21 protein-coding genes are annotated in these 23,011 nt (G+C 68.1%); 13 read left to right on the top strand and 8 right to left on the bottom strand.

The window, feature by feature from the left end; all coding sequences use genetic code 11:
* Positions 1-23: 23 nt before the first annotated feature.
* A complete protein-coding gene (locus A5681_RS26200; protein WP_082968553.1) occupies positions 24-701 on the bottom strand; it encodes a cation transporter in 678 nt (225 codons plus the stop codon).
* A 149-nt stretch (positions 702-850) separates the two neighbouring features.
* Here A5681_RS26200 and A5681_RS26195 point away from each other — a divergent pair, with 149 nt between their 5' ends.
* The 10 genes from A5681_RS26195 to A5681_RS26150 all read left to right on the top strand — a co-directional run bounded on the left by A5681_RS26195 (position 851) and on the right by A5681_RS26150 (position 11,746).
* Entirely contained in the window at positions 851-3,091 is a 2,241-nt protein-coding gene (locus tag A5681_RS26195) for an adenylate/guanylate cyclase domain-containing protein (protein ID WP_067283061.1), read from the top strand.
* Positions 3,088-4,533 (top strand): mechanosensitive ion channel domain-containing protein, encoded by a 1,446-nt coding sequence (locus A5681_RS26190; protein ID WP_067283057.1) that lies wholly within the window; start codon positions 3,088-3,090, stop codon positions 4,531-4,533. Before A5681_RS26195 ends, A5681_RS26190 begins: the two co-directional genes overlap by 4 nt.
* Positions 4,534-4,638: 105 nt before the next feature.
* Positions 4,639-5,898 carry a glutamate-5-semialdehyde dehydrogenase gene (locus tag A5681_RS26185; protein WP_067283053.1) on the top strand — a complete coding sequence of 420 codons (1,260 nt, stop codon included), beginning with the start codon at positions 4,639-4,641 and terminating at the stop codon, positions 5,896-5,898.
* A gap of 29 nt (positions 5,899-5,927) precedes the next feature.
* Complete coding sequence (locus tag A5681_RS26180; protein ID WP_067283050.1) at positions 5,928-6,803, top strand: AAA family ATPase; 876 nt, start codon at positions 5,928-5,930, stop codon at positions 6,801-6,803.
* A 6-nt stretch (positions 6,804-6,809) separates the two neighbouring features.
* On the top strand, positions 6,810-8,258 hold the full coding sequence (locus A5681_RS26175; RefSeq protein WP_067283044.1) for a vWA domain-containing protein: 1,449 nt from the start codon (positions 6,810-6,812) through the stop codon (positions 8,256-8,258).
* A 196-nt stretch (positions 8,259-8,454) separates the two neighbouring features.
* Positions 8,455-9,111, top strand: a complete 657-nt coding sequence (gene nadD / locus A5681_RS26170; protein ID WP_269454975.1) for a nicotinate-nucleotide adenylyltransferase — start codon at positions 8,455-8,457, stop codon at positions 9,109-9,111.
* On the top strand, positions 9,108-9,497 hold the full coding sequence (rsfS, locus tag A5681_RS26165; RefSeq protein ID WP_067283041.1) for a ribosome silencing factor: 390 nt from the start codon (positions 9,108-9,110) through the stop codon (positions 9,495-9,497). Before nadD ends, rsfS begins: the two co-directional genes overlap by 4 nt.
* Positions 9,494-10,168 carry a glucosyl-3-phosphoglycerate phosphatase gene (gene gpgP, locus A5681_RS26160; protein WP_067283037.1) on the top strand — a complete coding sequence of 225 codons (675 nt, stop codon included), beginning with the start codon at positions 9,494-9,496 and terminating at the stop codon, positions 10,166-10,168. Before rsfS ends, gpgP begins: the two co-directional genes overlap by 4 nt.
* On the top strand, positions 10,158-10,907 hold the full coding sequence (gene octT / locus A5681_RS26155; RefSeq protein WP_067283034.1) for a diglucosylglycerate octanoyltransferase: 750 nt from the start codon (positions 10,158-10,160) through the stop codon (positions 10,905-10,907). The genes gpgP and octT overlap by 11 nt, the downstream gene beginning before the upstream one ends.
* 5 nt (positions 10,908-10,912) lie before the next feature.
* Positions 10,913-11,746 carry a DegV family protein gene (locus tag A5681_RS26150; protein ID WP_067283031.1) on the top strand — a complete coding sequence of 278 codons (834 nt, stop codon included), beginning with the start codon at positions 10,913-10,915 and terminating at the stop codon, positions 11,744-11,746.
* On the opposite strand, the gene A5681_RS26145 is transcribed toward A5681_RS26150, so the two are convergent.
* The 6 genes from A5681_RS26145 to A5681_RS26120 all read right to left on the bottom strand — a co-directional run bounded on the left by A5681_RS26145 (position 11,743) and on the right by A5681_RS26120 (position 19,066).
* Entirely contained in the window at positions 11,743-14,649 is a 2,907-nt protein-coding gene (locus A5681_RS26145; protein ID WP_067283028.1) for an RND family transporter, read from the bottom strand. The two genes, A5681_RS26150 and A5681_RS26145, sit on opposite strands and share 4 nt — an antisense overlap.
* Positions 14,646-15,074: an MmpS family transport accessory protein gene (locus A5681_RS26140; protein WP_231996420.1), complete on the bottom strand. Its 429-nt coding sequence runs from the start codon at positions 15,072-15,074 to the stop codon at positions 14,646-14,648. The genes A5681_RS26145 and A5681_RS26140 overlap by 4 nt, the downstream gene beginning before the upstream one ends.
* Positions 15,075-15,281: 207 nt before the next feature.
* Entirely contained in the window at positions 15,282-16,340 is a 1,059-nt protein-coding gene (locus tag A5681_RS26135; protein WP_067283021.1) for a dihydrodipicolinate reductase, read from the bottom strand.
* A 25-nt stretch (positions 16,341-16,365) separates the two neighbouring features.
* Positions 16,366-16,788 (bottom strand): PPOX class F420-dependent oxidoreductase, encoded by a 423-nt coding sequence (locus A5681_RS26130; RefSeq protein WP_067283018.1) that lies wholly within the window; start codon positions 16,786-16,788, stop codon positions 16,366-16,368.
* 3 nt (positions 16,789-16,791) lie between these two features.
* The gene (locus A5681_RS26125; protein WP_067283014.1) at positions 16,792-17,898 is read right to left on the bottom strand and encodes an acyl-CoA dehydrogenase family protein; all 1,107 of its coding nucleotides are present in this window, start codon (positions 17,896-17,898) and stop codon (positions 16,792-16,794) included.
* A gap of 7 nt (positions 17,899-17,905) precedes the next feature.
* Entirely contained in the window at positions 17,906-19,066 is a 1,161-nt protein-coding gene (locus A5681_RS26120; protein WP_067283010.1) for an acyl-CoA dehydrogenase family protein, read from the bottom strand.
* A 194-nt stretch (positions 19,067-19,260) separates the two neighbouring features.
* Between A5681_RS26120 and A5681_RS26115 the strand changes: the two genes are divergently transcribed.
* The 3 genes from A5681_RS26115 to holA are packed head-to-tail and all read left to right on the top strand — an operon-like array spanning position 19,261 to position 22,659.
* The gene (locus A5681_RS26115) at positions 19,261-20,106 is read left to right on the top strand and encodes a ComEA family DNA-binding protein (protein ID WP_067283007.1); all 846 of its coding nucleotides are present in this window, start codon (positions 19,261-19,263) and stop codon (positions 20,104-20,106) included.
* Positions 20,099-21,694 (top strand): ComEC/Rec2 family competence protein, encoded by a 1,596-nt coding sequence (locus A5681_RS26110; protein ID WP_067283004.1) that lies wholly within the window; start codon positions 20,099-20,101, stop codon positions 21,692-21,694. Before A5681_RS26115 ends, A5681_RS26110 begins: the two co-directional genes overlap by 8 nt.
* A 14-nt stretch (positions 21,695-21,708) precedes the next feature.
* Complete coding sequence (gene holA, locus A5681_RS26105; protein WP_082968556.1) at positions 21,709-22,659, top strand: DNA polymerase III subunit delta; 951 nt, start codon at positions 21,709-21,711, stop codon at positions 22,657-22,659.
* 6 nt (positions 22,660-22,665) lie between these two features.
* Here holA and rpsT read toward each other — a convergent pair whose 3' ends face one another.
* Positions 22,666-22,926: a 30S ribosomal protein S20 gene (rpsT, locus tag A5681_RS26100; protein WP_067282996.1), complete on the bottom strand. Its 261-nt coding sequence runs from the start codon at positions 22,924-22,926 to the stop codon at positions 22,666-22,668.
* Between the last annotated feature and the right edge of the window lie 85 nt (positions 22,927-23,011).

Raw genomic sequence — 23,011 nt, 5'->3', positions numbered from 1 at the left:
GCGCCGCCATTTCGACGCGTGGGTCAGCACCCGCAGTCCTCGCCGCGCCACGCCCGGAAGCCCTCGCGGACCGCGGCTCCGGCGATGACGAGGCCGACAGCCGGGTCCAGCCACCAGCCGCCCGGCCACACGGCGATGACGGCCAGCGTCACTAGCACCGCCGCGGACTGCGCAGCGCACAGATAGTTCTGGGTGCCCTCACCGGCGGTGGCGCGCGAGTTCAGTCGGTCGCCCAACCGCCGCTTGACCCATCCCAGCAGCGGCATCAAGACCAGCGCCGCCGCGGTCAAAGCGATCCCGATGAACGTCGTGCCCGGGCGGGCCCCGGCGAGCAGATTCCGGACCGATTCGACAGCGACGTAGGGCGCGATGAGCCAGAACGAGACGGCCACCCCGCGCTGCGCCCGGCGCTCCGAGGACTCCGACAGCATCCGGTCACCCGTGAACCGCCATACGACGATCACGCTCGCCACGCCCTCGACGGCACTACCGAGCGCCCAGCCGATCAGCGAGATGGACCCGACGGTGGACCCCTGCCACAGCCCGAGCAACCCCTCCGCGCACATCCAGAGCAGGCTCGCCCACGCGAGCCACCGCGCCCAACGCGCGGCCCGTGTCCATTCGGCGTCGCGCTCGGCAGCCCGGATGGTCGCCACGTCGGCGGTAACGCGCCCGCAGCCGTCCGGGCACGCGTCGCTCATAGCGCCAAGGATAGGTGCGCTCGGCGGGGTTGATGAAGGTCTTAGGATTCTTCGCCTCGAACGCTTTGCCGCAATCGCCCATATCTTGAGACGCGCGCGCTAGTGTGCTGCGTGAGCGATGCTGCCTGTCCCAGGAAGGGCGAAGTCGAGTGACATCGAGCGAGCTACGAGACGCTGAGCCGGCTTCCCAGGACGCACCGGCGCCCGCCTCGGCTCCCGACCCGGCCGAAACGGTTGTGACGCAAGCGAGCGAGGCCCGCAAACGCCGGAAGTTTCGCCGTCGTCGGCTCTTCCGGATCGGCCTGCAATCCAAGCTGCTGCTGACGCTGCTGTTGTGCAGCATCCTGTCGGTAGGGGTGATCGGCTTCATCGGGGCATCATCGGGCCGTAACGCCCTGCGCCAAGTCGAGTCCGAGCGACTCACCGAACTGCGCGAGTCCCAGGCGCGGCAGGTGCAGTCGCTCTTCAGAGAGGTGACCAACTCCCTGATCGTCTACAGCGGCGGCTTCAGCATCGTCGAGGCGATGACGGCGTTCACCGACGGATTCGCCCAGTTGTCCAATGCGACGATCAATCCGGCCCAGCAGCAGGCGATCGTCAATTACTACGACGACAACATGATCAAGCCGATCAAACGGATCACCGGTGAAGATCTCGATCGCAACGCGATCCTGCCGAGTTCCAACGCGCAGAAGTACCTTCAGGCCTACTACACCGCGCCTTACCGTTCGATCTCCGAGGCGAGGAAGGTTGACGACGCCGGCGACGGCAGCGCGTGGTCGGCGGCCAATGCTCGCTACGGCTTCTACATGCGCGAGATCGTCACCCGCTTCGAGTACCCCGATGCGCTGTTGCTGGACATGCAGGGCAACGTCGTCTATTCAGTGAACAAGGGCCCTGACTTGGGCACCAACATTCTGAACGGGCCTTACCGGGAATCCAACTTGCGCGATGCCTACCAAAAGGCTTTGCGCTCCAACGATCTCAGCTTCGTCTGGATCACCGATTTCCAGCCGTACCAACCGGAACTCGACACCCCGACGGCTTGGGCGGTGTCGCTGGTGGGAATGAACGGAAAATTCAATGGCGTGATGGCCCTGCCGCTGCCGATCTCGAAGATCAACAAGATCATGACCGCCGACAAACACTGGGACGCCGCAGGAATGGGCCCGTCGACCGAGACTTACCTTGCCGGTGCCGACAACCTGATGCGTTCCGACTCGAGGCTTTTCCTGGAGGATCCGGCCGAATACCGGCGCGAGGCAGTGGCATCGGGCACCCCGCCCGACGTGGTCGACGAAGCGATCCGGCTGGGTGGCACGACCCTGGTCCAGCCGGTCCCGACCGCGGGTCTTCGCGCCGCCCAACGTGGGCAGACCGGCGTCCTCAGCGCGACCGACTATCTGGGCAACAGGGAGCTGGAGGCCTACGCCCCGCTGACGGTGCCGAACTCGGATCTGCACTGGTCGATCCTGGCGACACGGGACAACTCCGACGCTTTCGCGCGCCTGGGCAGGTTCAGCAGGACGGTGGTGCTGACGGTGGCGATCATGATCTTCGCCATCTGCGTGGCGTCGATGGTGCTGGCCCAGCTGATGTTGCGGCCGATCCGTCGGCTCCAGGCCGGCACGCAGAAGATCAGCTCCGGTGACTACGAGGTCAGCATCCCGGTGAAGACGCGTGACGAAATCGGGGAGCTGACTGCGGCTTTCAACGAGATGAGCCGCAGCCTGGCGATCAAGGAGGAGTTGCTCAACGAACAGCGCCGGGAGAACGACCGGCTGTTGCTGGCGCTGATGCCGGAGTCCGTCGTTCAGCGATATCGCGAGGGTCAGGAGACCATCGCGCTGGAGCACCAGGGCGTAGCTGTCATTTTCGCCGAAATCGTCGGGCTCGACGAGGTGTCCGTGGACGTGTCCGGCGACGAGCTCGTCGGGATCGTTGACGAACTGTTCCGCCAATTCGATTCGGCCGCCGAAGCTTTGGGTGTAGAACGAATCCGCACGTTCCATAACGGCTATCTCGCCAGCTGCGGTGTGGTCACGCGGCGGCTGGACAGCATCCACCGCAGCGTCGACTTTGCCATCGAAATGCGCCAAATCATCGATAGGTTCAACGGCCAGACCGGCCACCAGCTGCGCCTGCGGGTGGGCATCAGCACCGGTGACGTGATCAGCGGGCTGGTGGGCCGCTCGGGGCTCGTCTATGACATGTGGGGCGCCGCGGTCAGCCTCGCCTACCGGATGCAAAGTGGCGCAAACCAATCGGGCATCTACGTCACCTCACAGGTTTACGAGGCGATGCGGGACGTGCGGCAGTTCACGCCGGCCGGCACAATTTCGGTCAGCGGGACCGACCAGGAGATCTACCGGTTGGCGGAGCGATCATGAACCTGTTCGACTCATCGTGGTTCTACTGGGCGATCGGGGTCGCGGTCGGATTCCCGGTGGCCTTGATCCTGCTCACCGAGCTGCACCGCACGCTGGTCCGCCGAGAAAGCCAGCTGGCCCGGCAGGTAAGCCTGCTGCGCAACTACTTACTGCCGCTGGGCGCGTTGTTGCTGCTGCTCGTCGAAGCTTCGCAGGTGCCTGCCAAAGACGGCTTGGTGCGAATCCTGACCACGCTGTTCGGCTTGCTGGTGCTCGTGCTGGTGTTGTCCGCGCTGAACGCCACCGTGTTCGAGGGCGCGCCCGACAAGAGCTGGCGCAAACGACTGCCCGCCATCTTCGTTGATGTCGCCCGCTTCGGAGTCATCGGCGTCGGCCTGGCGGTGATGCTCTCAATGATCTGGGGCGTCCGGATCGGCGGTCTGTTCACCGCACTGGGCGTCACCTCAGTGGTCATCGGTCTGATGCTGCAGAACTCCGTCGGCCAGGTGGTGTCCGGGTTGTTCATGCTGTTCGAACAGCCATTCCGGATCGATGAGTGGCTGGACACCGGGACCGCGCGGGGGCGCGTCGTCGAAGTGAACTGGCGGTCCGTGCACATCGACACCGGCAGCGGGATCCGCGTCATGCCCAACTCGATGCTCGCCAGCACCTCGTTCACGAACCTCAGTCGCCCGTCGCTCGCTTACGACTGCGCGATCACCACCAAGTTCGGGGCCGGCGACTCCCCGGACAAGGTCTGCGCGATGCTCACGCGGGTCGCCTCGGCGTTGCCGGCCCGCAGACCAGGAACCTTGCCCACCGCAGTCTCCTTGGGCGGCGCCCAGTACCGCACCACCATCCGGCTGACGTCCCCCGCCGACGCCGAAGCCACCGAAGCGACCTTCCTGCGCTGGGTCTGGTATGCGGCGCGGCGGGCGCGCCTGCACCTTGACGGTGCCGACGACAACTACTCCACCAAGCAACGCGTAGAGAAAGCGCTGCGCACCGTGGTCGCGCCGGCGTTGCGGCTGAACCACGCCGATCAGCAATCGCTGGTCCCCTACGCGAAGATCGTCCGCTACGGTGCCGACGAAATCCTCGAATCCGCCGGCGAGGTCTCGCCTGGGATGACCTTCCTGGTGGCCGGCCGGGTTCGGCTGACGGCGACGACCGAAGACGGGTCGGTGGTGCCCGTCACCACCCTGGACGAGGGATCGTTCCTCGGCCTGACCGCGCTGACCCGCCAGCCCAACCTGGCCGGCGCCTACGCGCTCGACGAAGTGACGGCGCTGCAGATCAAGCGTGAGCACCTCGAGCACCTCGTGATGCGTAAACCGTTGCTGCTGCAAGACTTAGGCCGACTGATCGAAGAGCGGCAGAGCAAGGTGCGAGAGGCGGGCCGCCGGGACCGGGCCGGGCATGCCCGCGCCGGGGCACCGGAACCGGCGAAAACGCTGCGCTGACCCGCTGACACTTGGCTTCTCGGTCGCGGCGCGTTACGTGCGGAGCGAATGGCGTAATACCCGGGCCGCCGCGCTCGGCCGGCTAACGCCCGATACCCTGGTTCAATGAGTCTGCAAGCACCCTCGCTTCCTGACTTGCGCCGGGAGGTGCACAATGCCGCTCGCCGTGCCCGGGTCGCCTCCCGCGTCCTGGCGTTGTTGCCGACGGTGGCCAAGGACCAGGCGCTACGGTCGGCGGCCGACGCGATCGCGGCTCACACCGATCTGATCCTCTCCGCCAACACCGAAGATCTCAGCGCGGCCGAAGCCGCCGGCACACCGACCGCGATGCTCGACCGGCTGGCGCTGGACGCCAAACGCGTCGAGGGGATCGCCGCCGGCCTGCGCCAGGTCGCCGGGCTGCCCGACCCGGTCGGGGAGGTGCTGCGCGGTTACACCCTGCCCAACGGTTTGCATTTGCGGCAGCAGCGCGTGCCGCTCGGCGTCGTCGGCATGATCTACGAGGGCCGGCCCAACGTCACCGTCGACGCCTTCGGTCTGGCGCTCAAATCGGGCAACGCGGTGCTGTTGCGGGGCAGTTCCTCGGCGGCGCGGTCGAATCAGGCACTGGTGCAGGTGCTGCGCGCCTCGCTGGTCAGTGAGGACCTGCCCGCCGATGCGGTGCAACTGCTTTCGGCCTCCGATCGCGCCACGGTGACGCACCTGATCCAGGCCCGCGGCCTGGTGGACGTGGTGATTCCGCGTGGGGGAGCGAGCCTGATCGACGCGGTGGTCCGGGACGCCCAGGTGCCCACCATCGAGACGGGGGTCGGCAACTGCCACGTGTACGTGCACGAAGGCGCCGACCTTGACCTCGCGGAACGAATCCTGCTGAACTCCAAGACCCGCCGGCCCAGCGTCTGCAACGCCGCCGAGACGTTGCTGGTGGACGCGGCGATCGCCACCAAGGCGCTGCCCCGGTTGGTGGCCGCCCTCGAGAATGCGGGCGTGACCGTGCACGGCGGAGTTTCGGCGGACGCCGCGGAGGACGACCTGCGCCGGGAGTACCTGTCGATGGACATCGCCGTCGCGGCCGTCGCCGGCATCGACGCCGCGATCGCTCACATCAACGAGTACGGGACCGGCCACACCGAGGCGATCGTGACCAGCAATATGGCTGCCGCCCAACGGTTTAGCGATGGCGTCGACGCGGCCGCGGTGATGGTCAACGCGTCGACGGCGTTCACCGACGGTGAGCAATTCGGGTTCGGCGCCGAAATCGGCATCTCCACCCAGAAATTGCATGCGCGCGGCCCGATGGGGCTGCCCGAGTTGACCTCGACCAAATGGATTGCGTGGGGTGACGGGCAAGTCCGGCCCGCCTGACACACGACTGCTTTAGGAGAACCCAGATAGTGAGCGTGCCCGCCCGGCCCAGGCCGTTGTTCGCCGACATCGACGACGTCTCGCGACGGTTGGCCGAGACCGGTTACCTGCCCGACACCGCCACCGCCACCGCGGTGTTCCTGGCCGACCGGCTCGGCAAGCCGTTGCTGGTGGAGGGCCCCGCCGGCGTCGGCAAGACCGAGCTGGCCCGCGCCGTGGCCCAGGCGACCGACTCGGGGCTGGTCCGCCTGCAGTGCTACGAGGGGGTGGACGAGGCACGCGCCCTGTACGAGTGGAACCACGCCAAGCAAATCCTGCGCATCCAGGCCGGCTCCGGGGACTGGGATCAGACCAAGGACGACGTGTTCAGCGAGGAATTCCTGCTGCAGCGGCCCCTGCTGACCGCGATCCGGCGCACCGAGCCCACCGTGCTGCTGATCGACGAAACCGACAAGGCCGACATCGAGATCGAGGGCCTGCTGCTCGAGGTGCTGTCCGACTTCGCGGTGACGGTCCCCGAACTGGGCACGATCACCGCGGAACGCACGCCGTTCGTCGTGCTGACCTCCAACGCGACCCGGGAGCTGTCCGAGGCCCTCAAGCGTCGCTGCCTGTTCTTGCACATCGACTTTCCCAGTCCCGAACTGGAGCGGCGCATCCTGTTGTCGCGCGTGCCCGAACTGCCCCAGCACCTCGCCGATGAGCTGGTGCGCATCATCGGCGTGCTGCGCGGCATGCAACTCAAGAAGGTGCCGTCCATCGCCGAGACCATCGACTGGGGTCGCACCCTGCTGGCGCTCGGCCTGGACACCATCGACGACGCCGTCGTCGCCGCCACGCTGGGCGTCGTCCTCAAGCATCAGTCCGATCAGCAGCGGGCAAGCGGCGAGCTTAGGTTGAACTAGGAACCCATGGCCCCCCGCCGTATCCGACCCACCCGGCCCCTCGCCCCGCACGGATTGCCGGGCCACTTGGTCGGCTTTGTCGAAGCGCTTCGCGGAGTTGGCATTTCGGTGGGGCCATCCGAGACGGTGGACGCCGGACGGGTGATGGCCACCCTCGGCTTGAGCGACCGGGAGGTGTTGCGCGAGGGCATCGCCTGCGCGGTGCTGCGCCAACCCGATCATCGCGACACCTACGACGCCATGTTCGACCTGTGGTTCCCCGCGGCGTTGGGCGCACGCGCGGTGGTCACCGACGAAGGAGCCGACGGGCCGCAGGACGACGACTCGCTGCCACCCGACGACGTCGAGGCGATGCGGCAGATGCTGCTCGACCTGCTCAACGAAAACCCCGACCTCGCCGACATGGACGAGCGGCTGGTCGCGATGATCGCGCGCATCGTCGAGGCCTACGGCAAGTACAGCTCCAGCCGCGGCCCCTCGTTCTCCTCGTATCAGGCGCTCAAGGCGATGGCTCTGGACGAATTGGAGGGCAAACTGCTGGCGGGGCTGCTCGCCCCATACGGTGACGAGCCGACGCCCACCCAGGAGCAGATCGCCAAAGCCATGGCCGCGCAACGGATCACCCAGCTGCGCAAGCTGGTCGACGCCGAGACCAAACGGCGCACCGCCGAACAACTCGGCCGCGACCACGTCCAGATGTACGGCATCCCGCAGCTTTCGGAGAACGTCGAGTTCCTGCGCGCCTCGGGCGAACAGCTGCGCCAGATGCAACGGGTGGTGGCGCCGCTGGCGCGCACGCTGGCCACCCGGCTCGCGGCGCGGCGGCGACGGTCGCGCGCGGGCGTGATCGACCTGCGCAAGACGCTGCGCAAGTCGATGTCCACCGGCGGCGTGCCGATCGACGTGGTGCTGGCCAAGCCGCGCCCGGCGCGGCCCGAGCTCGTGGTGCTCTGCGACGTGTCCGGCTCCGTCGCCGGTTTCAGTCATTTCACCCTGCTGCTGGTCCACGCTCTGCGCCAACAGTTTTCGCGGGTTCGAGTCTTCGCCTTCATCGACACCACCGACGAGGTGACGCACATGTTCGGGCCGGAAGCCGATCTGGCCGTGGCGATCCAGCGGATCACCCGGGAGGCCGGTGTGTTCAGCCGCGACGGGCATTCCGACTACGGCAACGCGTTCGCGTCCTTCGTGCAGGCGTTCCCCAACGTGCTGTCGCCGCGCAGCTCGCTGCTGGTGCTCGGCGACGGGCGCACCAACTACCGCAATCCGGAAACCGAGCTGCTGTCCCACATGGTGACCGCCAGCCGGCACGCGCACTGGCTGAATCCCGAGCCCAAGCATCTGTGGGGCAGCGGCGACTCGGCGGTGCCGCGCTATCAAGAGGTCATCACGATGCACGAATGCCGGTCGGCCAAGCAGTTGGCCGCGGTGATCGACCAATTGCTGCCAGTGTAGGGACGGCTCGTCGCGGTGCACGGCGGCACCCGGGCCACGGCCCGCGAGCGTCACGCCAGCGTGACCGCGAGAGCCGAGCGTCACGCCAGCGTGGCGCGCGCACGCGGGTGCCTCTCACCCGCAGCTGCTTTAGCCGGTGTGACGAAATCGGGCCGGATCCGCGCCTCAAGTAAGCTGGCAAATCGTGCAAAAGGAGCTGCGCAGGCTGGGTGTGATGGGCGGGACATTCGATCCCATCCATTACGGGCACCTGGTTGCCGCCAGCGAGGTCGCCGACCTGTTCGACCTCGACGAAGTGGTGTTCGTGCCCAGCGGCCAGCCCTGGCAGAAAGATCGGCACGTCTCCGCGGCCGAGGACCGGTACCTGATGACGGTCATCGCCACCGCGTCCAACCCGCGCTTCTCGGTGAGCCGGGTCGACATCGACCGCGCCGGGCCCACCTACACCAAGGACACCCTGCGCGATCTGCACGCCCTCAACCCGGATTCCCAGCTGTACTTCATCACCGGCGCCGACGCGCTCGCCTCCATCCTGTCTTGGCAGGGCTGGCAGGAGATGTTCGACTTGGCGCGATTCGTCGGCGTCAGCCGGCCCGGCTACGAGCTCCGGCGCGAACACGTCACCGGTGTGCTGGGCGAGCTGGCCGAGGACGTGCTGACGCTCGTCGAGATCCCGGCGCTGGCCATCTCGTCGACCGATTGCCGCCTGCGCGCCGAACAGCACCGGCCGTTGTGGTACCTGATGCCCGACGGCGTCGTGCAATACGTCTCCAAGCGCCGGCTGTACCGCGCCGGCGAACAATCGAAGGACACCGTGAGCCGATCGACCCTGCCCGCCGGGAACAACACATGACCGCCACGCAGGAGGCCATCGACATGGCGACCGTCGCCGCCGGCGCGGCCGCCTCGAAGCTGGCGGACGACGTCGTCGTGATCGACGTGTCGGGCCAGCTGGTCATCACCGACTGCTTCGTTATCGCCTCGGCGTCCAACGAGCGTCAGGTCAACGCCATCGTCGACGAGGTCGAGGAGAAGATGCGCAGGGCCGGCTACAAGCCCGCGCGCCGCGAGGGCACCCGGGAGGGCCGCTGGACGCTGCTGGACTACCGCGACATCGTCGTGCACATCCAGCACCAGGACGACCGCGACTTCTACGCCCTGGACCGGTTGTGGGGGGACTGCCCCGTGGTGCACGTCGACCTGACCGAAGAACCCGACGATTCGGCGGGCACGCCATGACGATTCGTCGGCTGATCATGTTGCGGCACGGGCAAACCGAGTACAACGCCGGTAGCAGGATGCAGGGGCAGCTGGATTCCCAACTCAGCGAGCTCGGCCGCGCCCAGGCGATCGCCGCCGCCGAGGTCCTCGGCAAGCTGCAGCCGTTGCTGATCGTGTCGTCGGATCTGCATCGCGCCTACGACACCGCGATCAGGCTGGGGGAGCGGACCGGCCTGCCGATCCGGGTGGACGAGCGGTTGCGGGAAACCCACCTCGGTGACTGGCAGGGGCTGACGCACACCGACGTCGACGCGCAGGCTCCGGGCGCCCGGCTGGCCTGGCGCGAGGACGCCACCTGGGCGCCGCATGGCGGCGAGAGCCGCGTCGACGTGGCCGCCCGCAGCGTGCCGCTGGTCTCCGAGCTGGTGTCCGGCGAACCGGAATGGGGTGATCCCCAGCATGCCGATCGGCCGGTGGTGCTGGTGGCCCACGGCGGCCTGATCGCCGCGCTGTCGGCCGCGCTGCTGAAACTTCCGGTCGCCAACTGGCCGGTGTTGGGCGGCATGGGAAATGCCAGCTGGGTTCAGCTTTCCGGTCACTCCGACGAGCAATCCGCGGGTTTCGACGACATCCGCTGGCGTCTCGACGTGTGGAACGCTTCGGCGCAGGTGTCCAACGATGTCCTCTGAGGCGCGCCCGACCCTGCTGATCTTCGCCGACTCCCTGGCCTATTACGGGCCCACCGGCGGCCTGCCCGCCGACGATCCCCGAATCTGGCCGAACATCGTTGCCAGCCAATTGGATTGGGATGTCGAACTCATCGGTCGCATCGGCTGGACCTGTCGTGACGTCTGGTGGGCGGCCACGCAGGACCCGCGCGCCTGGGCGGCGCTGCCGAAGGCGGGCGCCGTGGTCTTCGCCACCGGCGGCATGGATTCGCTGCCGTCGGTGCTGCCGACCGCACTGCGGGAACTGATCCGCTACGTGCGGCCGCCGCGCTTGCGACGCTGGGTCCGCGACGGCTACGGCTGGCTACAACCCCGGTTCTCACCGGTGGCCAGGCCGGCGCTGCCGCCGCACCTGAGCGTCGAATACCTCGAACAGACCCGTGCCGCAATCGATTTCAACCGCCCCGGGATTCCGATCGTGGCGTCGCTGCCCTCGGTGCACATCGCCGACACCTATGGCAGGGCACACCACGGCCGCGCGGGAACGGCGGCGGCGATCACCGAATGGGCGCAGACCCACGATGTGCCCCTCGTCGACCTGAAAGCCGCCGTCGCCGAACAGATCATGTCCGGCAGGGGCAATCCCGACGGCATCCACTGGAATTTCGAAGCGCACCAGGCGGTTGCCGAGCTGATGCTCAAGGCGCTGGCCGAGGCCTTGCAGAAGGCGCAGGCGCCGACCGACAAGCCGCGGGGGTAGGGCCCGTGTCCGTCGTTGTGGTGACCGACGCGTCGGCGCGCTTGCCCGCCGACCTACTCGACAAGTGGGCGATACGGGTTGTCCCGCTGCACATTCTGCTCGACGGCGTCGACCTGCGTGACGGTGTGGACCAGATCCCCGAAGACATCTACCAGCGCCACGCGACCACCGCGGCGGCCACCCCCGCCGAACTGGCCGACGCGTACCAGCAGGCCCTGGCCGACAGCGGCGGAGACGGCGTGGTGGCGGTGCACATCTCGTCCGCGCTGTCGGGCACCTGCGGCGCCGCCCAACGGACGGCCGCCGACTTGGACGCCCACGTGCGGGTCGTCGACTCGAAGTCGACCGCGATGGGCACCGGCTTCGTCGCGCTGGCGGCCGCGCGGGTGGCGGCCGCGGGCGGCGACCTTGACGCGGTCGCCGAGGCGGCGAATTCGGCGGCGTGCCAGACCCACGCGTTCATGGTGGTGCATCGATTGGATAACCTGCGCCGTAGCGGGCGGATCGGCGGGGCCAAGGCGTGGCTGGGCACCGCGCTGGCGCTCAAGCCGTTGCTGCGCATCGACGACGGGAAACTCGTTCTGGCCCAACGGGTGCGCACCGTCAGCCACGCGACGGAGGCGATGATCGACCGGGTCTGCGAGGTCGCCGGCGACGGCCCCGCCGCCTTGGCGGTGCACCACGTCGCCAACCCGGACGGCGCCAAGGAGGTGGCCGCGACGCTGGCGCGGCGGTTACCGGCCTGCGAGCCGGCGATCATCACCCCGTTGGGGCCGGTGCTGGCGCTGCACGTCGGGGCCGGGGCGGTCGCCGTCGTCGTGCAACCGCCGGCGCCTTAGGCGGAGGCGGGCACCGGTCGCCGCGCGTTGTCACCCCGTGGATGCACCACTTGCGGCCACCAGAACCAACGACCCAGCAGCGTGGCGATCGACGGCATCAGCAGCGTGCGCACGACGAGCGTGTCGAGCAGCAGACCGATGCACACCGTCGAACCGAACTGGCCCAGCACCCGCAAGTCGCTGCCCAACATGGCCGCCATGGTGAATGCGAACACCAGACCCGCCGCGGTCACCACCCCGCCGGTACCGGCCATCGACCGGATGATTCCGGTCTTGAGGCCGGCATGGATCTCTTCTTTGAACCGCGATACCAGCAACAGGTTGTAGTCGGATCCGACGGCCAGCAGGATGATCACGGACAGCGCCATCACGATCCAGTGGATCCTGATGCCGAACAGGTCCTGCCAAATCAGCACGGACAGGCCGAATGACGCCGCGATCGAGCTGGCCGCGGTGCCGACGATCACCAACGCGGCGACCACGCTGCGGGTGAGCAGCAGCATGATCATGAAGATCAGCGTCAGGGCGGACACCACGGCGATCATCAGGTCGTACTTCTCACCGTCGGCCATGTCCTTGAACGTCGCGGCGGTTCCGCCCAGATAGACCCGGGCGTCCGACAGCGACGATTGCTTGAGGCCCTCCTGGGCGGCGGTGCGTTCGGCGTCGACTTGCGCAATGCCCTCCGGCGACATCGGATCGCCCTGATGCGTGATGAAGAACCGCGCCGATTTCCCGTCCGGGGACAAGAACATCCGAAGGCCGGTCTGGAAGTCCGGGTTGTCGAAGGCCTCGGGCGGCAGGTAGAAGAAGTCGTCGTTCTTCGACGCGTCGAAGCTTTGACCCATCACGATCGCGGTGTTGCTCATCGCCTCCATCTGGTCGATCATCGCCTTGAACGTCTGATACAAGGTCAGCGTGATGCCCCTGGTGGTCTTCAGCGTGGTGATCAGCGTGGGAAACAGCGCATTGAGGTCGTGGGTGGCCTTGGCGGTGTGCTCGATATCGGCTGTCAGATAGTGGAATTGCTCGGCGAGCTGGTCGAACCCGTCGAACGTGTCGAACAGCGACCGCAAACCGATGCACACGGGGATGTCGTAGCAGTGCCGCTCCCAGTAGAAGATGCTGCGTATCGGCCGGAAGGTGTCGTCGAAATCCGCGATGTGGTCACGCAGGGTGTCGGTGATCTGTGACGTCACCGCGGTGGTCTTCGCGCTGTCGTCGGCGGCGTTGGCCAAGTCCAGCGACACCTCGTATTGGCGTTGCGTGGTATCGATCTGGGTCTGCAGGTCGTCGGCCATCCGCAGGATGTCGGCGATGCGGTCCTTGAGGAAGCTCATGTTCTGCATCGTCGTCTGGCTCTGGACGCTGTTCTGGAACGGTATCGAGCTGTGCTGGATGGGAATGCCCAGCGGCCGGGTGATGTCCTGAACCATGGCGATGCCCAGTGTGCGCATCTCGTTCTTGGCCACCCGGTCCAGCACCAGCATGTCCGCCGGGTTTCGCATGTCGTGGTCGGATTCGACCATCAACAGGTCGGGGTTCATCCGCGCCTCGGAGAAATGCCGGTTCGCGGCCTCTTGTCCTTGGTTGGACGGGGCCGACAACGGCAGGTAATGGCGGTCGTTGTAGCTCGTGTGGAAGCTCGGCAGGGCAATCATGCCGACCAGCACGACCGCGGCGCTCACGGCCAAAACCGGTGCCGGCCAACGTACTACGGCTGTACCAACCCGGCGCCACAACCGGCCACGCTTGGCCTGCCGCTCGAACAGGTGGAAGCGGCTGCCGACGAAGACCACCGCGGGCCCCAGCGTGACGCCGGCCAGCACCACGACGATCATGCCGATCGCCACGGGCGCCCCCATGGTGTTGAACCACGGCAACCGCGAGAAACTGAGGCAATAGGTCGCGCCCGCGATCGTCAGGCCCGACCCCAACACCACAGGGGCGACGCCCTTGAATGTGGTGTAGTACGCGGTTTCTCGGTCCTCGCCCGCGGCCAGCGCCTCTTGATAGCGGCCGATCAGGAAGATGCCGTAGTCCGTCCCCGCGGCGATCGCCAACATGGTGAGGATGTTGGCGGCGAAGGTGGTGAGCCCGAATGCGTTGTGGTACGCGAGAACCGCGACCACCCCCCGCGAACACGCCAGGGCAACAAAGGTCATGAACAGCTGCACCAGCGTGGTGACGATGGACCGGTAGACCAGCAGCAACATGATCGCGATGGCGCCCAGCGTGAACAGCGTGATCTTGGCCAGGCTGGCGTTACCGATGATGTGCATATCGTCGGACAGCGCGGCGGGGCCCGTTACGTAGGCCTTCACGCCGGGTGGCGCCTTGTTCTCCTCGATCACCTTGCGGACCGAGTCCACCGACTCGTTGGCCAGCGTCGTGCCCTGGTTACCGGCGAGGTTCACCTGCACGTAGGCGCTCTTGGCGTCGGCGCTCTGCGCACCCGCGGCCGTCAGCCGGTCGCCCCAGAAGTCCTGAATGTGCTGAATGTGCTTGGGATCCTGGCGGAGTTGCCGAATCAGCTTGTCGTAGTACTGGTGCGCGTCCGGGCCGAGCGGTTGCTGGCCCTCCAGCACGATCATCACCGTGCTGTTGGAGTCGAATTCGTGGAAGTTGTGGCCCAGGCGCATCATCGCCTTCATCGACGGCGCGTCCAGCGGGGTCATCGGCGCCGAGTGGGCCTCACCGACTTTTTCCAATGTCGGAACGATGACATTCACCAGAACCGTCACGAACAACCAAACCAAAATGATCGGCACCGCAAAGATGCGGATCGCATGCGGCAGGTACGGGCGATGGCCCCGCTCGGCCTTCGACAGGCCCTTGACGTTGATCGGGCCGGTGTCGGCCGCGCTCACGTCGCGTTGGGTCTCGTTGCTCGCGTTGCTCATGCGGACTTCACCAAGCAGAACGTCTGCGCGTTGTGGCCGTCGGAACTCCGCTGCTCGCGCACGACGCCGTCCACGGTGATCTTGCAGCTGATCTCACCGCCGTCGCTCTGCGCCATGATGTTGGCGCTGACCGACGGCAAGGTCGTCGAGATCGTGGTCGACCACGGCAGCGGCGCCGCGTTCACCTGATGGGTGTTGGCGTTCTCGTCCCAGTAGTTGATGTTGGCGGTGGCCCCGGGCGGCCCGGTGATGTCGTAGACGACGACCTTCGGGTTGAACTGCACGATTTCGATCCCCTTGCCGGCGTTCGCATTGAGGTCTTGAGAGCCGAAAATCTTGTGGAGCCGCGAGACGATCAATGCCGAAACGGCCAGGACTACCACCAAGAGCAGCGGTATCCACGCCCGCTTGAGCACACGGGTCACGGTGGGAGTACGTGGACCCGATTCTGGACTAGCCACCACCTGACCGCCTTCCGCTTGCCCGCCGTCCGGGCATTGCCGCAAAGCTCACCTACGTCGTCGACGACACCGCTGTCTTCCGACAATTTGCTCAGCTAAGCACTCTAAACCTTAGTGCACGCAAGCGTTCCTCCGGGGGCCTTCGGTGTGGTGAACGGCATATGGCGCCGGCTAGCGCGCCACGCGGCCGGTGACCGGGGGGAGATCGGCCAGTGTGACGATCCCGGGCTCGGCGGCCACCACGGCCGGGACCGCATTGGTGACCGGCATGGCCGTGTAGATCATTCCCAATCCCATGAACCCCGGCTCCGTCCAGTCCTTGGGCGGCAGGCAATGCAAGACGGTGCGCATGTTGGGCAGCCCGAACACCTGGATGACGTGGCCGTGCTCGAGCGGTTTGGGCGGCACCACGTGACTGCCCATGGTCCAGTTGAACCCGACGCTGACGACGTTGCGGTCGCCCTGCCAGCCGCGGTGGTAGCCGTATACGCCGCCCACCGTTCCCGCGGGGATGGTCATGAACCCCAGGTCGGAATCGCCGGTGGCGGCGGTGAAGGTGACGTCGAAGGTCATCCGGTCCAGCTTCGCCCCGATCGCGTCGGCCATCATGGCGGCCGATTCGGCGAAGACCTCGCTTTCGCGCCGTACGCTTTCCGCCAGCCCGGGCGTGTCGGGGTCCTGCGAGAAGCCCATCGCCGTTTGGGTTTCCGCGGATTCGTACGTCGAACAGTCCACCGACTCGGTGATGCGGATCTCGTCGACGCGCTCGCAGGCGCCGGACAGCACCATGCCGACCATGTTCGTCATGCCCGGGTGCGCGCCGCTGCCGAAGATCGTCGAACCGCCCCGCTTGCAGGCGTCCGCGATGCGCTCGCGGTCCTCGGGCGTCTGCTTGCCCCCGGTGATCCAGGCAGCGCTGGAGCAGACGTTGACGCCGGATTCCAGCAGCCGCACCAGTTCGTCGACGTTGGGCCACAACGGGTTATAGCAGCAGGCGTCGGCGCCCAGGGCGAGCAGCGCGTCGATGTCGTTCGTCGCCCGCACGCCGGTCGGTTCCGGCCAGCCGGCCAGTTCGGCGGCGTCCACCCCGACCTTGTCCGCCCCGTGTGCGTACACCCCGACCAGCTCCATGTCCGGCCTGCCGATGATGGCGTGCAGCGAACGCCGCCCGATGTTCCCGGTGGTCCACTGGATCACCTTGAGCGCACGGTCGGTCGGGGTCTTGCTCATCGCGTCTCCTTTGACGGGTGGGGATTCAGTCGCTGATATCGAAGCCGGCAATCACCTTGGTGGGACGCAGCCGCACCACGAGTTCGCCGGGCACGGCGTTGCGGCGCCCGAATTCGTCGGCGCGGTCGGCGCCCATGTAGCGCGCGCCGGTTCGGGTGGCGATGTCCAACACGTCGGCCGGGTCCTCACCGATAGTGGCGACGCCCTGCACCTGAACGAACGAATACGGCGGATGCGGATCGTCGACGCAGATCACGGTTCGCGGATCACGAGCCAGGGCACGGCCTTTCGACGTGTCACGGCCGGTGTTGAACGCCAACTGCCCATCGTCGACGACGAACCACACCGGCACCACCAGCGGCCGGCCGTCGACGGCGACGTACCCCAGCATCCCGGTGCGGGTGCCGGCTGACAGGAAGGAGACAACCCTGTCGGACAGCTCTGCCATCGACTAGAGCCGCACCAAGTCGTAGTCGCCGATGTGGTCGATCAGAGTGTGCAGGTGTTCGCCGGAGGTGCCCAGGGTGTGCTCGATCGCGGTGAGCCGGGCCGCATAGTGCGCCACCGGATATTCGGCGGTGACGCCGATTCCGCCGTGCAACTGGATCGACTCCTGCGCGATGTGCCGGCCCGCGCGTCCGATCTGCAACTTGGCGCGCGAGGCGATCACTGGGTCGATGTTGCCGTCGGCGATCGACATCGACGCGTACAGGCTCATGCTGCGGGCCAATTCCAGCGAGACGTACATGTCGGCGGCCCGCTGGGTCAGTGCCTGGAACTTGTTGAGCGTGACGCCGAACTGCTTGCGGGTCTTGAGGTAATCGGTGGTCAGCCGCAGCGCTTCCTCCATCGCCCCGACCGCTTCGGCGCACAGCCCCGCCTGGATGCGGATGACGGCGCCGCGGATGGCCTGCGCCGCGTCGGCCGCTTCCCCCAGGGGTTCGGCCGGGGTGGAGTCCAGATCGATCTGCGCGCCGCGTTGTCCGTCGAACGTCGGGTAGGGGTGCCTGGTCACGGCCGCCGCATCGACCAGGAACAGGCCGGTCCCGCCGTCGGGCAGGGCGGCGCTGACCACCAAGGTGTCGGCGGAGTCGCCGGCGAGGACCGGGTTCTTCCGGCCGCTCAGCGTCCACGAATCACCTTGCCGCGCAGCCTTGGTGGCCACCTCGCCGGATGGGTTGCGCTGGCCCGGCTCCAGGTGGGCGAACGCCAGCAGTCGTTGCCCACCCGCGACCTCGTCGAGCAGTTGCTTCTGCTCCTCGCTGCCCAACTCGGCGATCAACGCGCCGGGGCCGAGCGCGGCGTGCAGGACGGGTTCCGGGGCGAGCCGGCGTCCGATCTCGGTGAGCACGACCGCGATCTCGATCTGGCCCGACTCGTCGGGGTCGAAGCCGAGGCCGAGGATGCCGGTGTCGGCCAGCTGACTCCACACCTCACGGCTCCACCCGAGGTCGGAGTCGATGATCTTGTTGCGGCTTTCCGGGTCGTAGGTGCGCGCCAGCAGTTCGCGGGTCGTGTCCCGGAGCAAGCTCTGCTCGTCGCTCAGCTGAAAGTCCATGGCTGCCTCACAATCCCAGAATGGTGGACGCGATGATGTTGCGTTGCACTTCGTTGCTGCCGCCGTAGATCGAGGTCTTGCGGTAGTTGAGGTAGTGCGGCGCGCTGTGCTGCGCCCAGGCCGGCGACGAGATGTCCTCGCCGTCGGCGGGCAGCGCGTCCGGCCCGGCCACCTCGACGAGCAGTTCGGTGGCCACCTGTTGCAGCTGGCTGCCGCGCAGCTTGAGCACCGAGGACGCCGGGTTGGGCTGTCCGTTCGCGGAGTCGGTGACCACCCGGGACTGGGTGAGTTCCAGTGCCAGCAGCTCGTTTTCGGCCTCGGCCAGCCGCGCCGCGAACAGGGGATCTTCGAGCACTCCGGTGGCGGCGGCGTGTTTCTTCACCTCGGCGAGGCGCACCTTGGTCCGCCCCACACCCGCGATGCCGGTGCGCTCGTTGCCCAGCAGGAACTTCGCGTACGTCCAGCCCTTGTTCTCTTCTCCGACAAGTTGATTGGCCGGCACGCGGACGTCTTCGAAGAAGATTTCGTTGACTTCGTGGCCGCCGTCGATCGTCTTGATCGGCCGCAGCGTGACACCCGGCGTCTTCATGTCGAACAGCAGGAAGGAGATGCCGGCCTGCCGCTTCGGCGCCTGCGGGTCGGTGCGCACCAGGCAGAAGATCCAGTCCGCGTACTGACCCAGCGTGGTCCAGGTCTTCTGGCCGTTGACGACGTAGCTGTCGCCGTCCCGCACCGCGGTGGTGCGCAGCGACGCTAGGTCCGAACCCGCCTCCGGCTCGGAGAAGCCCTGACACCACCAGATGTCGAGGCTGGCCGTCGGCGGCAGGAAGCGCTGTTTGACTTCCTCCGAACCGAATTCGGCGATCACCGGGCCCACCATCTTGGTGTTGAAGTTCAGCGGCTCGGGCACGCACGCCAGTTGCATCTCGTCGGCCCAGATCTGGTGCTGGGTGGGCGTCCAGTCCTTACCGCCCCACTCGACCGGCCAGTTCGGCACCGCAAGGCCGTGCTCATGCAGAATCTTGTGACTGGTGACGATGTCCTCGTGGTTGACTTCCGCCGAGCCCTTGCGCACCCGCTCGCGCAGCTCTTCCGGAATCTTCGTGGTGTAGATCGTGCGGAGTTCGTCGCGGAACGCGGCTTCCTCCGGTGTGAGCGCCAGTTGCACGGCGGCCTCCTGTCGTCGGGGGTGAACGTGGCTACCAGCGTCGGATGGATGACCGGTTCTGGCGATGCGTTCCTGGTTCCATATTGACCCATCGCTTAGAGCGGTTGTGCACAGCCTCGGTTTAGTCCACAGTCGCCGGTCGCGGGGCCGTCCGGCGGGGCCGATCCGGCGGTCGGCGCACCTACGGTCGGCGCATGCGGACAGAACTTCCCGCCGAGCGCCTCCAGCGGCGACTCGGTGCCGAACCGGACGCCGAGCCCGACGGCGCGGAGCCGACGCCACCGGAGGAGGCGGCGGACGGGGACCAGAATTCGCTGCTGCCGCGGTGGCTGCCCGACGCGTCCCCGGACCGGGGGTGGATGGCCAAGCTGCGCGCGGACCCGGGGCGTACCGGCGCCATCGGATTGGCGATCGTGGCGGCGCTCGCCGTGCTGGTCACGGTGTTCACGCTGCTGCGCGACCGGCCCGCGCCGGTGATGTCGGCCAAGCTGCCGCCCGTCGAGAAGGCGTCGACGGCCGGCCCCAAGCCGTCGGGCGGACGCAGTCCCGGCCCCGACCGCCCCGTGGTGGTGAGCGTGGTCGGCCTGGTGCACAGCCCCGGTTTGGTCACCCTGGCGCCGGGCGCACGGGTCGCCGACGCGTTGCAGGCCGCGGGCGGCGCGGTGAACGGGGCGGACACGGTCGGGCTGAACATGGCCCGCCCACTCGGCGACGGCGAGCAGATCGTCGTCGGGCTGGCCCCCGCCCCCGGGCAGCCGAAGGCGCTGGGCAGCTCGGTGGCCGCCGGCACAACGCCGACGTCGAAGCCCCCGCGGCCCGGGGCGGGGTCGGTCAAGCCGAAGACGGGTGAGGCGCTCGACCTGAACACCGCGACCGCGGAGGACTTGGACGCGCTGCCCGGCGTCGGGCCGGTCACCGCCGCGGCGATCGTCGCCTGGCGGCAGGCCAACGGCAAATTCACCAGCGTCGACCAGCTCGCCGATGTCGACGGCATCGGCCCGGCACGCCTGGAGAAGCTGCGCGCCCTGGTCCGTGTCTGACACCGCTCGGCCCGGAGCCGTCGAACCGGGCGCGGCGCGGCTCGATGCGCGTCTGTTGCCGGCCGCGCTCACCTGCTGGGTGGTCACCGCCGCCAGCATCTGGTGGCCGATCGGCCGGGCGTTGGCGGCGTGCTGTGTCGTGTTGGCCGCCGCCTCCGGCGTGCTGGCCTGGCACACCGCGGCTGGTCGGCTGCGGGCGGTCGCCGTCGGCCTGGTCGCCGTCGGCGTCACCGGCGCGGGATTCGGGTTGGCGGTCGCCTTGCGCGCCGAAGCCGTCGAGCGTCACCCGATTACCGCCGCGTTCGGGACCGCCGCGCCGGTGACGGTGACCCCGAGCGAGAGCCCGGTGTCATTGGGCCGCGGGCGCCTCATGTTTCGGGCCACGCTGCAGCGGCTGCACGATGAGCCGATCTCCGGCCGGGTGGTCGTCTTCGCGCGCGCCCCCGATTTCGCATCGGAGACCGACCCGCTGATGGTGGGCCGGCCGGTGCGGTTCACCGCGCGGATCGGACACCCGACTCGCCGCGACCTCACCGTCGCGGTTCTCAACGCGTCAGGCCGCCCGACCATGGGCACCGCGGGCGCCGTCCAGCGGGCGGCCCACACCGTGCGCGGTCGATTCGCCACCGCGGTGCGCCGCACGCTGCCCGCCGAGCAGGCGGCGATGCTGCCCGCCCTGGTCCTCGGGGACACCTCGGCGGTCACCGCCGACACCGCCCGCGATTTCCGGGCGGCGGGCATGACGCACCTGATGGCGGTGTCGGGCGCCAACGTGACCATCGTCTGCGGGGCCGTGCTGTTCTCGGCGCGCGTGATCGGACCGCGGGCGGCCGTCGTGCTCGCCGGCCTGACCCTCGCCGCGTTCGTCGTCGTCGTGCAACCGACGGCGAGCGTGCTGCGGGCCGCCGTGATGGGCGCCGTCGCGCTCGCCGGCATCCTGACTTCGCGACGCCGCCAAGTCATCCCGGCGCTGTGCACCACGGTGCTGGGCTTGCTCGCGTTGGCCCCGCAACTGGCCGTCGACGTGGGCTTCGCGCTGTCGGTGGCGGCGACGGCCGCCTTGGTCGTGATCGCGCCGGGCTGGGCGCGGCACCTCGCGGGCAGGGGCTGCCCCAAGCCGCTGGCCGACGCGCTGGCGATCGCCGCGGCCGCGCACGTGGTGACCGCCCCGCTGGTGGCCGGCATCTCGGGCCGGGTCAGCCTCGTGGCGGTCGCCGCCAACCTCGCGGCGGCACCGGTGATAGCGCCGATCACCGTGCTGGGCAGCGCGGCGGCCGTCTTGAGCGTGTCGTGGCCGTCCGGCGCCCAGTTGTTGATCCGCTTCACCGGCCCCGAGTTGTGGTGGCTGGTGCGGGTTGCCCGATGGTCGGCGGGCGCGCCCGCGGCGACGGTGCCCGTGCCGTCCGGGGTGCCGGGCGTGCTGCTGGTCGCCGGCGTGACCGTGTTGATCGTCGTGGTGGTCGCCCGGCTGCGCGGACGGCGCTGGCTCGGCGTCGCGGCCGTGCTCTGCGCGCTGGCTTGGTGGTTGTCCAACCTGCTGGATCCCGGGGCCGCTTCGTCGGTCGGCCGTGACACCATCGTGGGGTGAGCGAGGATTCGCCGTTGCACCTCGTCCTGGGCGACGAGGAACTGCTGGTCGAGCGGGCGGTGGCCGACGTGTTGCGGTCGGCGCGCCAGCGGGCCGGCGTCGAGGACATTCCGGTCAGCCGGATGCGGGCCGGTGACGTCAGCACCTACGAGCTCGCCGAACTGCTGAGCCCGTCGCTGTTCGGCGACGAGCGCATCGTCGTGCTGGAGGCGGCCGGGGAGGCGGGCAAGGAGGCGGCCGCGGTGATCGCCTCCGCCGCGGCCGACGTCCCACTGGGCACGACGCTGGTGGTGGTGCACTCGGGCGGCGGGCGGGCCAAGGCGCTGGCCACCGAGCTGCAGTCGCTCGGCGCCGTCGTGCATCCGTGCGCGCGGATCACCAAGGTCAGCGAGCGGGTCGACTTCGTCCGCAAGGAGTTTCGCGCTCTGCGGGTCAAGGTCGATGAGGAGACCGTGACCGCCATGCTGGACGCGGTCGGCTCCGATGTGCGGGAGCTGGCGGCGGCCTGTTCACAGTTGGTCGCCGACACCGGCGGCGTCGTCGACGCCGCCGCGGTCCGGCGCTATCACAGCGGCAAAGCCGAGGTGAAGGGGTTCGACATCGCGGACAAGGCGGTGGCCGGCGACGTCGCGGGAGCCGCCGAGGCGCTGCGCTGGGCGATGTTGCGCGGTGAGCCGCTGGTGGTGCTGGCCGACGCGCTGGCCGAAGCCATCCACACGATCGGGCGGGTCGGGCCGCTTTCCGGCGACCCCTATCGGCTGGCGTCGCAGTTGGGCATGCCGCCGTGGCGGGTCCAGAAGGCCCAGAAGCAGGCACGGTATTGGTCGCGCGACAGCGTGGCGGCGGCGATGCAGGTGGTGGCGACGCTCAACGCCAACGTCAAGGGTGCGGTGGCGGACGCCGACTACGCGCTGGAGTCGGCTGTCAGGACGGTGGCCGAGCTGGCGGCCAACCGAAACCGGTGAGCCGGTTCAGAGCTTGTTGAGCGCGCGCGCCAGGGCCGACTTCTTGTTGGCCGCCTGATTCTTGTGAATCACGCCCTTGCTGGCCGCTTTGTCCAGCTTGCGGTTGGTCGTCGCCAGCAGCTCCGTGGCCTTCTCTTTGTCGCCGGCATGGGCAGCCTCGCGGAACGCCCGGACGGCCGTGCGAAGCGACGATTTCACCGACTTGTTGCGCAGTCGAGCGCGCTCGTTGGTGCGATTGCGCTTCTGCTGCGACTTGATGTTGGCCACGCTTGTAGTTTCCTTCTGCGATTCGACGTTTGCTTGGGGCGCCGGATACCACCACGGCGACTGCCCAGGTTATCAGTCGGTTACG

It is taken from the genome of Mycobacterium scrofulaceum (assembly GCF_001667885.1).
In the GTDB taxonomy this organism is placed as follows: domain Bacteria; phylum Actinomycetota; class Actinomycetes; order Mycobacteriales; family Mycobacteriaceae; genus Mycobacterium; species Mycobacterium scrofulaceum_C.
The sequence above is the reverse complement of the archived record's forward strand: the minus strand, read 5'-3'. Positions and strand labels throughout refer to the sequence as shown.

Coding starts and splice junctions, on each gene's coding strand:
- A5681_RS26190 (WP_067283057.1), top strand. CDS start 3,088: ATGAACCTGTTCGACTCATCGTGGTTCTACTGGGCGATCGGGGTCGCG.
- octT (WP_067283034.1), top strand. CDS start 10,158: ATGTCCTCTGAGGCGCGCCCGACCCTGCTGATCTTCGCCGACTCCCTG.
- A5681_RS26185 (WP_067283053.1), top strand. CDS start 4,639: ATGAGTCTGCAAGCACCCTCGCTTCCTGACTTGCGCCGGGAGGTGCAC.
- A5681_RS26125 (WP_067283014.1), bottom strand. CDS start 17,898: ATGGACTTTCAGCTGAGCGACGAGCAGAGCTTGCTCCGGGACACGACC.
- A5681_RS26130 (WP_067283018.1), bottom strand. CDS start 16,788: ATGGCAGAGCTGTCCGACAGGGTTGTCTCCTTCCTGTCAGCCGGCACC.
- A5681_RS26115 (WP_067283007.1), top strand. CDS start 19,261: ATGCGGACAGAACTTCCCGCCGAGCGCCTCCAGCGGCGACTCGGTGCC.
- rsfS (WP_067283041.1), top strand. CDS start 9,108: ATGACCGCCACGCAGGAGGCCATCGACATGGCGACCGTCGCCGCCGGC.
- gpgP (WP_067283037.1), top strand. CDS start 9,494: ATGACGATTCGTCGGCTGATCATGTTGCGGCACGGGCAAACCGAGTAC.
- A5681_RS26145 (WP_067283028.1), bottom strand. CDS start 14,649: ATGAGCAACGCGAGCAACGAGACCCAACGCGACGTGAGCGCGGCCGAC.
- A5681_RS26175 (WP_067283044.1), top strand. CDS start 6,810: ATGGCCCCCCGCCGTATCCGACCCACCCGGCCCCTCGCCCCGCACGGA.
- A5681_RS26200 (WP_082968553.1), bottom strand. CDS start 701: ATGAGCGACGCGTGCCCGGACGGCTGCGGGCGCGTTACCGCCGACGTG.
- A5681_RS26135 (WP_067283021.1), bottom strand. CDS start 16,340: ATGAGCAAGACCCCGACCGACCGTGCGCTCAAGGTGATCCAGTGGACC.